10 protein-coding genes are annotated in these 11,566 nt (G+C 64.7%); 4 read left to right on the top strand and 6 right to left on the bottom strand.

The genetic code is table 11. The features are described 5' to 3' along the window. Positions 1-67: 67 nt before the first annotated feature. Positions 68-1,006: a metal ABC transporter ATPase gene (locus PTT45_RS09175; protein ID WP_273812858.1), complete on the top strand. Its 939-nt coding sequence runs from the start codon at positions 68-70 to the stop codon at positions 1,004-1,006. Positions 1,007-1,045: 39 nt separating this feature from the next. On the opposite strand, the gene hldE is transcribed toward PTT45_RS09175, so the two are convergent. Further along, positions 1,046-2,467, bottom strand: coding sequence for a bifunctional D-glycero-beta-D-manno-heptose-7-phosphate kinase/D-glycero-beta-D-manno-heptose 1-phosphate adenylyltransferase HldE (hldE, locus tag PTT45_RS09170; protein WP_273812857.1), 1,422 nt, complete (start codon positions 2,465-2,467; stop codon positions 1,046-1,048). Positions 2,468-2,504: 37 nt separating this feature from the next. After that, positions 2,505-4,331, bottom strand: a complete 1,827-nt coding sequence (msbA, locus tag PTT45_RS09165) for a lipid A export permease/ATP-binding protein MsbA (RefSeq protein WP_273812855.1) — start codon at positions 4,329-4,331, stop codon at positions 2,505-2,507. A 116-nt stretch (positions 4,332-4,447) separates the two neighbouring features. Between msbA and PTT45_RS09160 the strand changes: the two genes are divergently transcribed. Genes PTT45_RS09160 through PTT45_RS09150 form a run of 3 tightly spaced genes read left to right on the top strand, consistent with a single transcriptional unit; the run spans position 4,448 to position 6,911 of the window. Continuing rightward, on the top strand, positions 4,448-5,629 hold the full coding sequence (locus tag PTT45_RS09160) for an O-antigen ligase family protein (protein WP_273812854.1): 1,182 nt from the start codon (positions 4,448-4,450) through the stop codon (positions 5,627-5,629). Continuing rightward, positions 5,626-6,291, top strand: a complete 666-nt coding sequence (locus PTT45_RS09155; protein ID WP_273812853.1) for a lipopolysaccharide kinase InaA family protein — start codon at positions 5,626-5,628, stop codon at positions 6,289-6,291. Before PTT45_RS09160 ends, PTT45_RS09155 begins: the two co-directional genes overlap by 4 nt. Further along, entirely contained in the window at positions 6,288-6,911 is a 624-nt protein-coding gene (locus PTT45_RS09150) for a CatB-related O-acetyltransferase (RefSeq protein WP_273812852.1), read from the top strand. Before PTT45_RS09155 ends, PTT45_RS09150 begins: the two co-directional genes overlap by 4 nt. Here PTT45_RS09150 and PTT45_RS09145 read toward each other — a convergent pair. The 4 genes from PTT45_RS09145 to PTT45_RS09130 are packed head-to-tail and all read right to left on the bottom strand — an operon-like array spanning position 6,897 to position 11,559. Next, on the bottom strand, positions 6,897-7,757 hold the full coding sequence (locus tag PTT45_RS09145) for a glycosyltransferase (RefSeq protein ID WP_273812851.1): 861 nt from the start codon (positions 7,755-7,757) through the stop codon (positions 6,897-6,899). The two genes, PTT45_RS09150 and PTT45_RS09145, sit on opposite strands and share 15 nt — an antisense overlap. After that, positions 7,750-8,889, bottom strand: a complete 1,140-nt coding sequence (locus PTT45_RS09140) for a glycosyltransferase (protein ID WP_273812850.1) — start codon at positions 8,887-8,889, stop codon at positions 7,750-7,752. The genes PTT45_RS09145 and PTT45_RS09140 overlap by 8 nt, the downstream gene beginning before the upstream one ends. After that, a complete protein-coding gene (locus PTT45_RS09135) occupies positions 8,886-9,812 on the bottom strand; it encodes a glycosyltransferase family 2 protein (protein ID WP_273812849.1) in 927 nt (308 codons plus the stop codon). The genes PTT45_RS09140 and PTT45_RS09135 overlap by 4 nt, the downstream gene beginning before the upstream one ends. Beyond that, positions 9,805-11,559 (bottom strand): carbamoyltransferase family protein, encoded by a 1,755-nt coding sequence (locus PTT45_RS09130; protein WP_273812848.1) that lies wholly within the window; start codon positions 11,557-11,559, stop codon positions 9,805-9,807. The genes PTT45_RS09135 and PTT45_RS09130 overlap by 8 nt, the downstream gene beginning before the upstream one ends. Positions 11,560-11,566: the final 7 nt, after the last annotated feature.

Raw genomic sequence — 11,566 nt, 5'->3', positions numbered from 1 at the left:
GCGGCTTGAACTTCGCCGCGCGCCGTCCATCTGATGCAGCCCCACCGCTGCCGACTGAGGAGCCGATATGTCGAGACTGCTGGCCCGCAAGGCCCCTGGCAACTTCAAGACCCTGCCGCTGTACGTGGAAGCCACGGCAGACGCCCTGAACTACCGTAGCCTTGGCCTGCCACTGAATTTCGCGCAGATGCTCGAGCGCCGCCGTCCGGTGCAGGCGGCCGACAGCCAGCGCTTCGCCCTGGAGCTGGCCAACCTCGGTGTATCGGTACGCCTGACCCTGACCTGGCAGGGCCGCGACTACTGGCTGGTGGTGCGGCAGAGCCGCCCGGACCGCGGTGACACCGTGCTCAAGCTGATCTCCGGCTACGTGCCAGCCCACGAGCTGAACCTGCCGCTGCTCACTGCCATTCAGGAAGTCGCCGAGGAATGCCTGATCGAGAACGACGGCACCTGGCTGGCCGGCCGCTACGCCGACACCTGGCTGCCGACGCCCTATCAGGACCGGCTGCGCTATCGCCAGGGCGACCACTTCCGCCTCACACCGTTGTCCGGCGCAGCGCGCCCGGTGCAGTGCGGCAACCTGGTGCTGATGGAGCGCCCGCGCGCCTACGTACACCTGCCCACCGCCTCGCTGCAGCTGGTCTACGACCTGCGCCTGGAGCTGCCGAAAGACTGCCGCCAGCCCAGCCTGTTCCATGTCGACGAGCGCCTGGAGGGCGATGAGCTGGTGGCCCGCCTGGAGCGGCGCCGCCCGGATATCTATCTGCTGCCGTTGCAGCAGGGCAAGCCCAGCGGCGGGCTGTTCACCCTGCGCAAGGGCGAGCTGCTGCCCGCGAGCACCCGTGGGGTTTGGCTGTCGGAGAGTTTCGCCGCCCAGGACGGCTGGCTGGTGCGCGACGAGCGCATCCGCTGGAAGGACTGGCTGGCACGCGTGAGCCAGGCGGACAAGGAGCCCGCTGGCACGAAGAGTCAGGAGCCGGCGCGCCGGGCTGTGGCGCGCGTCTAACAGGCAGGAAGGCTGGCCGCGCAGCAGGCGGCCACAGGCTTACTTGCTGCGGATCTTCTCGACGATGGCGGTGGTGGAACTGTTCTCCACCAGCCCCAACACCCGCACTTCACCGCCGTAGGCACGCACGATGTCGGCGCCGACCACCTGGTCGATGCCGTAGTCACCGCCCTTGACCAGCACGTCTGGCTGCACGGTGCGCAGCAGGTTCTCCGGGGTGTCCTCGGCGAAGCTCACCACCCAGTCCACCGCACCCAGGCCGGCAAGCACAGCCATGCGCCGATCCACCGCGTTGATCGGCCGGCCTGGCCCCTTGAGGCGCGATACCGAAGCATCATCGTTGACTGCCAGCACCAGGCGATCACCCTGGGCACGAGCCTGCTCCAGGTAGGTCACGTGGCCGGCATGCAGGATGTCGAAACAGCCGTTGGTGAAGACGATCTTCTCGCCATGGGCGCGGGCATCTTCCAGCGCCAGCAGCAGTTGCTCGACGCTGACCACGCCACGCTCGGAGCCCTGCTCGCGCTGCACCGCACGCCGCAGCTCGGGCGCGCTGATGGCGGCAGTACCCAGCTTGCCAACCACGATGCCGGCGGCCAGGTTGGCCAGGGCCACGGCCTGGGGCAGCTCCTCGCCGGCGGCGATGGAGGCGGCCAGGGTGGAAATCACGGTATCGCCGGCACCGGTCACGTCGAACACCTCGCGGGCACGGGCCGGCAGGTGCAGCGGCGCGTGCTCGGGGCGCAGCAGGGTCATACCGTGCTCGCCGCGGGTCACCAGCAGCGCGCCCAGCTCCAGCTCGCTCATCAGCTTGGCGCCCTTGGCCACCAGCTCTGCCTCATCGGCACAGCTGCCGACGATGGTCTCGAACTCGTTGAGATTGGGGGTGATCAGGCTGGCGCCACGATAGATGGAGAAGTCCTTGCCCTTGGGGTCGGCCAGCACCGGGATGCCCTTGGCACGGGCCAGCTGGATCAGCGCCTGGTGGTTCTTCAGCGCGCCCTTACCGTAGTCGGACAGCACCAGCACCTTGACCCCGGCGAGCAGGCCATCGACATCTTCGGCCAGTGCCTCGGCGTCGGTGGCGAAGGGCTCCTCGAAGTCCATGCGCAGCAGCTGCTGATGGCGGCTCATGACCCGCAGCTTGACGATGGTCGGCTGCTCGTCGATGCGCTGGAAGTGCGCCTGCACGCCCGCGGCATGCAGGCTGTCGGCGAGGCTATGGGCCGCTTCGTCGCGCCCGGTCACGCCGACCAGCAGTGCCGGGGCGCCGAGGGCGGCGATGTTCAGCGCGACGTTGGCGGCACCGCCCGGACGATCCTCGATCTGCTCGACCTTGACCACCGGCACCGGAGCCTCGGGAGAAATGCGCGAGGTACCGCCATGCCAGTAACGGTCGAGCATGACATCGCCCACCACCAGAACGGGGGCTTGGTCGTAACGGGGCATGGACAGCTTCATGGAGTCTCCGGGTACAAAAATAACGGCGGCTAGTTTATCAGTGCGGCTCTACCGGCGCGCTCTCATCCATGCCCATGGCGTGCAGGCGCGCGTAGTAGCCGTTGAGCGCCAGCAGATCGGCATGAGTACCACGTTCGACGATGCGGCCCTGGTCCATCACCAGAATCTGGTCGGCCTTCTCGATGGTCGACAGGCGATGGGCGATGACCAGCGTGGTACGCCCCTTCATAACGCGGTCGAGAGCCGCCTGGATGTGACGCTCGGACTCGGTATCGAGGGCCGAGGTTGCCTCGTCGAGTACTAGGATCGGCGCGTCCTTGAGCAGTGCACGGGCGATGGCCAGGCGCTGGCGCTGGCCACCCGAGAGCAGCACGCCGTTCTCGCCCACCAGGGTATCGAGCCCTTGCGGCAGCTTGGCCACGAACTCGGTGGCGTAGGCGGCCTCCACGGCGTCTTCGATGGCACTGCGCGGCGAGCCCGCCAGGTCGCCATAGGCGATGTTGCCAGCAACGCTATCGTTGAACAGCGTCACCTGCTGGGTAACCAGGGCGATGTGCCGACGCAGGTTGCGCAGGCTGTATTCCTCGACATCCACCCCATCGAGCAGGATCTCGCCATGCTCGTGGCGATAGAAGCGCGGAATCAGGTTGGCCAGGGTCGACTTGCCACTGCCGGAGCGTCCGACCAGGGCAATCATCTGCCCCGGCTCGGCGGTGAAGCTGATGTCGCTGAGCACCGGCTTCTCGGTGCCCGGATAGCTGAAGTTGAGGTTGCGCACTTCCAGCCGGCCACTGACGCGCTCACGCTCGATGCGGCCCTTGTCGATTTCGTCCGCTTCGTCGAGCTGCTCGAAGATGCTCTCCGCGCCGGCCACGCCGCGCTGGATGGTCGAGCTGACCTCCGAGAGCTGGCGAATAGGCTTGGGCAGCAGGCCCGCCAGGGTGATGTAGGCCACCAGGTCGCCAGCCGAAGAATCACCACGCATGTACAGCACCAGGAACATCAGCACCGCCATCGCGCTGTAGATCACCAGCTGCAGCATCGGCGTGTAGACCGCTCCGGTCTTGGTCATGCGCAGCTGCTTCTCCGTGTTATCCAGCGAGGCAGCCTCGAAACGCTCCGACTCGTAGCGCTCGCCGCCGAAGCTGCGCACCACCCGGTAACCTTGGATGGTCTCGGAGGCGACATGCGTCACGTCGCCCATCGCCACCTGGATCTTCTTGCTCTGCTTGCGGAATTTGCGGCTGGCACTGGTGACCATCAGGCCGATCAGCGGCAGGATGGCGACCATTACCAGGGTCAGCTTCCAGTTCATCAGCAGCAGCGAGGCGAACAGGAAGATCACCGTCATGCCCTCGCGGATCACCACCTTGATCGCGTCGGTGGCGGCACCGGTGACCATGGTCACGTTGAAGGTGATCCGCGAGATCAGGTGCCCCGAGTTGTGGTTGTCGAAGTAGCGATTGGGCAGCACCAGCAGCTTGTCGAACAGCGCCAGCCGCAGGTCATGTACCAGACCTAGCGAGACCCGGGCGAGAAAATAGTTGCCCAGGTACGAGCCTATCCCCTGCCACACCGCGATGAGCACGATCAGCAGCGGCACCGTCTGCAGCAGCTTCAGATGGGCGAGGAAAGGAAACTCGGAGAGGTAGGGAACATTCGAGAAGAAACTGGCGTCCGGATTGGACAGGCCGTCGACGAAGTACTTCAGGATGTAGCCCAGCATTGGCTGGGTCGATGCGAAGATCAGAAAACCGAGAATACTGAGCAGGAACAAGCCGATGTAGGGTTTCACATACCCCAAAAGGCGAAAGTAGACCCGCAGACTGGAAGTACCGGAAGCCGAAGCTTGCTGATCGGACATAGCAAAGACGCACCAACATTGCCGAAAGCATGAAATCCTATCACATTGACCGCTGCCCCCTCGGCACCAATTGGCTTTAGAATTCCGCCCCTGTTTCCCTGACCAACAGCACACTGATGCAGCGCCCCCTCGCCATAATGCTTCCAACCCGCCTCGCCCTGAGCAAGTTCATCAGCAGCTATTGGCTGGTGGCGGGCTACCTGTGCCTGCTGACAGGGTTGTTCTGGCTGCCAGAAATCAGCCCCTACACCAAGGTCTATTACGCCGCCTTCGCCGCCCCCGCGCTGCTCGGCCTGCTCCTGGCACCGCGTAACATGCTGGCGCTGCTGCGCGAACCGATCATCCTGGCCTTCCTGGCCTTAGCCGCCTGGCTGCTGGCGAGCCTGTACTGGACCACATCCGACTCGAACTCGATCAGCCTGGCCAAGCGGCCGCTGTATGTGTTCATGCTCTTCGCCGGCTGCGCACTGATTGCCATGCGCGATCAAGCCCTGCTACTGAAGACGCTGTATGGCGCAGCTATTGTTGCCAGCCTGGTCGCGCTCGTGAGCGTCGCGTACTTCCTCCTGTCCGAGTCCGGAGCTCGAATGGTCGGCTACGGGGCCTTGCGCAATGCCCTGCTCAGTTCACATGTGTTCGGCTTCTTCCTCGCCTTCTGGATCTGCCTCGGCCTGAGCCACAAGGAGAAGGCCTGGCAGGCCCTGCTGGCTGCGCTGCCGCTGGCATTCGCCTGCCTGGCCACAGGCTCGCGCACTCCGCTGTTGGCCATGGTCGTCGTGCTCTGCTGGATGCTGCTGTTCTGTTGGAAAAGGGCCGGCCTGCTCCTCGCGGGCATCCTCGCGCTGGCGGTGCTGAGCTTGCTGATCGACCCCCAGATCCTGCTGCAGCGCGGTGTTTCCTACCGTCCGCAGCTCTGGGCTGAGGCTTTGCGCCAGGCACTGGAAACGCCATGGCTCGGCCATGGCTACGACAGCCGATTCGTCTTCGACATCCCCGGCCGACGGGGGCTGCTGAGCGATCCGCACAACATCGCCCTGGCCGTCCTGCTCGAGCTGGGACTCGTCGGCCTGCTTGCCTGGATAACGATGCACGGATTGGCACTGGGGCGCTGCCTGCGGCAACGCCATCTGCCCAGCTTCCAGTTAGCCTCGGCGCTCCTGGTCTACGGGCTCACCGCCGGCCTGACCGAGGGCAGCAGCTTCCTGGCGCGACCGAACGAGAGCTGGTTCATCATCTGGATCCCACTGGCCCTGATAGCCGCCTTGTCGATCACCCAACGAGGCCTCGCGAACAAATGAAAACCCTGAGCAAGCAGGAGCTCGAACTGCTACTGGAGGGCGCGCAGACCATCGAAGAGGATGGCTACGGCCTCAAGGTCGCACGCCTGCGCAACGGCGACTTCCTCAAGCTGTACCGCCGCAAGCGCCTGCTCTCCTCCGCGCTCTGGGCGCCGCCGGCCAAGCTGTTTGCGCGCAACGCCGAGCGCCTGGTGGCGCTGGGCATCACCGCTCCGCGCATCGAAGACCTGCTGCTCATTCCCGAACGCCAGCTCAACGGTGTCCGCTACCAGCCCCTGCCGGGAGAAACCCTGCGCCAGCGCTGGCGCGCCCTGGACAGTTCGGCCCGAGCCCTGGACGTGCAGCGCTTCGGCACCTTCCTCGGCGAACTGCACGAGCAAGGCATCTATTTTCGCTCGCTGCACCTGGGCAACGTGTTGGCCCTGCCGGATGACAGCTTCGGCCTGATCGACCTGTCCGACATGCAGATTGGCAGCGCACCGCTTTCCAGCTGGAAGCGCCAGCGCAATCTGCAGCACATGCTGCGCTATCCAGAGGACCGCAGCTGGCTGACAGAGCAGCACCAGCAACAGCTGCTGGCAGGTTATCGGCAGCGTTGCGGCTCAGCCGCGGCGGACCGCCTCGAGCGTGCGCTGCACAACCTTTCGGCGGGAACGAAATGAAAGCACTGCTGCAGCGCCTGCAGCGGGCCCTGAGCAAGCCGCCCAAGCCGCCGAAGCTGCACAGGGCCCAGGAGAAGTTCAGGACGCGCTACCCCAGCTACCAGGTGGGCACGGGCACCTACGGCATGCCCGAGGTCCACGACTGGAACGAAGGCTCCACCCTACGCATCGGCGCCTACTGCTCGATCGCCGGAGACGTGCATATCTATCTCGGCGGGCACCACCGCATCGACTGGGTGAGCAGCTTCCCCTTTCCGGCATTCACCGAAGAGGCAGCCCACATCGCCGACCATGGCGGCACCCGGGGTGATGTCGAGATCGGCAGTGACGTTTGGCTGTGCTCGCAGAGCATCATCCTGTCTGGCGTGAAAATCGGCCATGGCGCCGTGGTGGCCGCCGGCAGCGTGGTCAGCCGCGACGTCGCCCCCTACTCGGTGGTGGCGGGCAACCCGGCACGCCATGTGCGCTGGCGCTTCGACGAGGCGCAGCGCGACGCGCTGCTGCAGATCGCCTGGTGGGACTGGCCCGAGCACGAGGTGCGCCAGGCAATCCCGATGCTCTGCTCATCGCAGATAGACGACTTCATCACTCAAGCACGTCGCCGCTCAGGCGAATGCTAGACGCCCCAGCGCTCTCAGGGTCTTGGCATTCCAGCGCCGCAGCGGTATGCGCCGCAGCAGCTCGCGAGCCAGCGGCTTATCGTCACGCGCGCACTTGAGCAGCATCGAGTTGAGAAAACGCGCGCAGACCGCCGGATAGGCCGGGTGATCATCGAAGCGAGCGTAGGTCGCGAGCACCGTCTCGATCATGAAGCGGCGGTTCTTGTAGGTGTTGGTGCCATGCACACGGTACTGGGCCAGCACATCCGGCAGCACGTCGATGAAGTAACCTGCCCGAGTGATCTTCAGCTCGACCAGCAGGTCTTCCAGGCGGATGCTGGGATCGAAGCAGCCGACCTGCTCCAGGGCCTCGCGCCGAAACAGCAGGGTCGGTGCAGGAGCACCCGCCTTGTCGGAACAGAACACATCCTCGAAATCGAGCCGACGGAATGGCCGCACCCGGTCGCGCCGCTCCAGCGGCAGGCCATCGCCATCGATCTGGGCGATATTGCCTGCACAGATGCCCACTTCGGGCTTGTCCTGCAGATAGGCGACCTGCTTGGCCAGACGCTCCGGCAGCATCACGTCGTCCGAGCCGAAGGGCGCGATCAGGCTACCGCGCGCACGCGCGATGCAATCGTTCAGCGTGCGCGCCAGCCCCTGATTGGCCTGCACCCGGAAGTCGAAACCATGCTTGCGCTGCAGCGCCTGGATGCGTTCGACGCTGTCATCACTGGAGCCGTCATCGACGACCAGCAGCTCCACCGCGGGGTAGCTCTGCGCCAGCACGCTCTCGATGGCCGCCTCGACATAAGGCGCGTGGTTGTATGAGGCGATGATCACCGTGACCAGCGGCTGCTCACTCATGCTTCGACCCCAGCATGCGCTCGATCAGCTCCCGGTAGTGGCGACGGAAGTCCTCGATCGAATGGGCCCGACAGAGGTAGGCATAGGCTTCCTCACCCTCGGCCATGCGCGCCTGAGGCGTCAGCTCGAGTACCTCACGCAGGCGGCTAGTCAGCTCGGCAGCGTTACCGCAGGCGAAGATGCGCCCGCCGCAGTCCTCGAGAATTGGCCGCAGGCTGTCGATATCGGAGCCCAGCACCGGCAGACGTCCGCTCATACCCTCCAGCAGGGCTAGCGGCAGTCCTTCGCTCAGCGAAGGCATGACGAAGGCATCGAAGCCGCGCACATACTGCAAGGCATCGTCCTTCGCCCCGAGCAGGTGGACGCGCGCCTGCAGGCCATGACGGGCGATGGCCGCTTCCAGATCGGCGCGCGCGCGCCCTTCACCGATAATGGCAACCTGCGCCCCGGGGAACTCGGATGCGAGGCTCGCGAAGGCTTCGATCAGGTGGATATGCCCCTTGACCGGCACCAGGCGGCCAATGGTACCGAGCACGAAGGCCTCGGCAGCCAGCCCAAGCATGCTCCGGGCCTCCGCCGGCGCATGCTGCAGCCCCTCGGCCCGGGCGATGTCGATGGCATTGTTGATCTGCACTGTATTGCGCTCGTTGAAGCCTGCGCCGCAACCCAGCAGGTAATCGCGCACCGCCCGCGATACGCCGACCACTCGCCAGTTGGGGCGCAGCAGCCGGCGCGCTTCCCAGCAGCGGTAGTGGCGATCGAAGTCGCCGATGCCGTGCTGCACGCCGATGCAGGCCGGGATCTTCAGCAGCAGGTTGAGGATCATCAGCATGTTCATCGGCTTGAAGCGATGGGCGATGACCACATCGAAGCGTTCCGCACGGCAGAGTCTGTAGAGGCGCCACAGCGCCCGCAGACGCAGGCCCTTGAGCGCGCCCTGGGAGAAACCGAAGTAGACCGAGCGCGCCGCACGGCTCTCGGGCTCACCCGGCCCAGGACGGCCACGCAGGAAGCCGGTGACGACCTCGTAGCGATCGACCGGCAGCCCCTGGATGACCTGCTCGGCCAGGTCGGAGGCGTTCACGTTGTAGCGATTCTGCAGCTGCAGAACCTTGATACGGCGCTGGCTCATACCGACTTCTTCTTTGAATTCAGCCACAGACGCAGCGCCTTGCGGGTGTAGGAAAGCTTGAACAGCACTCTCCAGTCCGTGCGCAAGGCTTCGAGATAGAAGCCGCGAGCCGTCTGATACTCGCCAGCCTGCTGGAAGGTACGGAACAAAGACAGGCAGCGCTGGGCCCTGAATGCGGCCTTCATGCCCTGAAGCTCTGCTGGCATGCGTGCAGGAGAGAACACCTCATCGACCAATGACAGCCCCACCGCACGAGCATGGGTCAGGTTGTGGCGCAAGCTCGTGGAGTGCTTGTGAATCAGGGCCAGCGGTTGCTCGACCACCGAGCACGGAAAACGCGCGAGCACCTGGGCGAAGACAGGAATGTCCTCGACGCTACGGAACTGCTCCGGGTAGCGCCCGGGCACGAAGACATCCCGATGCATGGCGCAAGCGCCGTTGGACAGGGAAAGTGTCTTACCGATCAGGTAGCCATACACCCGCTCAGCAGCCGAAGCAGGCAGCATATCGGCCTTGTGCAGCGACTGCTTGCCGCTCTCGAGCACAGAACAGTGAGCACCGATTACCAGGCGGCTCTGCGGATTGGCGGCCAGGTGAGCAGCCAGCACAGCGAGAGCGCCAGGCGCCATCTCGTCATCCGCATCCAGAAAGATCAGGTAATCGCCGCGTGCCTCATCGATGCCACGGTTGCGGACCGATGCCAGCCCGCCATTCTCCTTGCGCAGCATGCGGAAGCGACCTGGATGTCGCGCCTGCAGCTCAGCCAGCACTGTAGGGGTTTGGTCAGTCGAGCCGTCGTCGATCACCAGTAAATCGGCGTCAGCTTCTTGCAACTGAGCCAGCACTGACTCGACCGCGCGTGGCAGGGTCGCCGCATAGTTGTATGCGGGAATAACCACGCTCAGGAGCGGCTTTTCAGACATTGTCGTACCAGTCCTTGCCGTCCTTGACCACGAGGATGTCTTCCATGATCAGGTACTGCAGGTCGGAGCCGTAGAACATGTTCAGCGCGTCGGTCGGCGAGCAGATCATCGGCTCGCCGCGGCGGTTGAGCGAGGTGTTCAGCGACACGCCGTTGCCGGTGAGCTTTTCCAGCTCCAGCATCAGGTCGTACCAGCGCGGATTGAAGCGGCGCTCCAGCACCTGGGCGCGCGAGGTGCCGTCTTCGTGCACCACTTCGCCGACGCGGTTCTTCCACTCTTCGTTGACTTCGAAAGTGAAGGTCATGAACGGGCTTGGATGGTCGACCTTGAGCATCTGCGCGGCCACGGTGTCGAGCATCGACGGGCAGAAGGGTCTCCAGCGCTCGCGGAACTTGATCTGCTCGTTGATACGGTCGGCCACGCCCGGCACGCTCGGGCAACCGATGATCGAGCGGCCGCCGAGGGCGCGCGGGCCGAACTCCATGCGGCCCTGGAACCAGGCCACCGGATTGGCGTCGACCATGATCTTGGCGATGCGCTGTGCGGTGTTGTCGATGCGTTTGAACACCGGCTGGCTCGGGTGGCGGGCGCAGGCGGCAATCACGTCTTCGTTGGAGTACGACGGGCCGAGGTAGACGTGCTCCATCTTCTCCACCGGCACGCCGCGCTGGTGCGAGACGTAGGCAGCGGCACCGACCGAGGTACCGGCGTCGCCGGAGGCAGGCTGCACGAACAGCTCCTTCACGTCGTCGCGGGCAATGATCTTCTGGTTCAGCTTGACGTTCAGCGCGCAGCCGCCGGCGAAGGCGATCTTGCCGGTTTCCTTGAGGATGTCGCCGAGGTAGTACTCCATCATCTCCAGCGCCAGCTTCTCGAAGAGGGCCTGCATGCTGGCGGCGTAGTGGATGTACGGGTCGTCGGCGATGTCGCCCTGGCGCTTCGGCCCCAGCCACTCGATCAATTTGGGCGAGAAGTAGTAGCCCTTGCCGTTTTCCTTGTAGCGACGGAAGCCGATGACGTTGGCGTAGTCGGTGTTGATGATCAGCTCGCCGTTCTCGAACTTGGCCAGGCGCGAGAAGTCGTACTTGGCCGCGTCGCCGTAGGGCGCCATGCCCATGACCTTGAACTCGCCGTCGAGCATCTCGAAGCCTAGGAATTCGGTGATCGCGCCGTACAGGCCGCCGAGCGAATCCGGATCGTAGAACTCCTTGATCTTGTGGATCTTGCCGTTCTCGCCGTAGCCGAAGAAGGTGGTGGCGTATTCGCCCTTGCCGTCGATGCCGAGGATCGCGGTTTTTTCCTTGAAGCCCGAGCAGTGGTAGGCACTGGAAGCGTGGGCCAGGTGGTGCTCGACCGGTTCGATCTTGACCTTCTTCAGGTCGAAGCCCAGCTGCTCCAGGCACCACTGGATCTTCTTGTGGTAGCGCTTGTAGCGGCGGTTGCCCATCAGGATCGCGTCGAGCGAGCGGTCCGGCGCGTACCAGTAGCGCTTGGCGTAGTGCCAGCGGGCCTTGCCGAACAGGCTGATCGGGGCGAAAGGAATGGCCACCACGTCGACGTCGGAGGGCTTGATCCCGGCCTGTTCCAGGCAGAACTTGGCGGACTCGTAGGGCATGCGGTTCTTCGCATGCTTGTCGCGCACGAAGCGCTCTTCCTCGACCGCCGCGATCAACTTGCCGTCGATGTACAGGGCGGCGGACGGGTCATGGCTGAGTGCGCCGGACAGGCCGAGAATGGTCAATGCCACGGGAAAG

Origin of the sequence: Pseudomonas sp. Gutcm_11s (genome assembly GCF_028649395.1) — a bacterium.
Classification (GTDB): Bacteria; Pseudomonadota; Gammaproteobacteria; order Pseudomonadales; family Pseudomonadaceae; genus Aquipseudomonas.
This window is presented reverse-complemented; position numbering and strand designations above follow the sequence as displayed.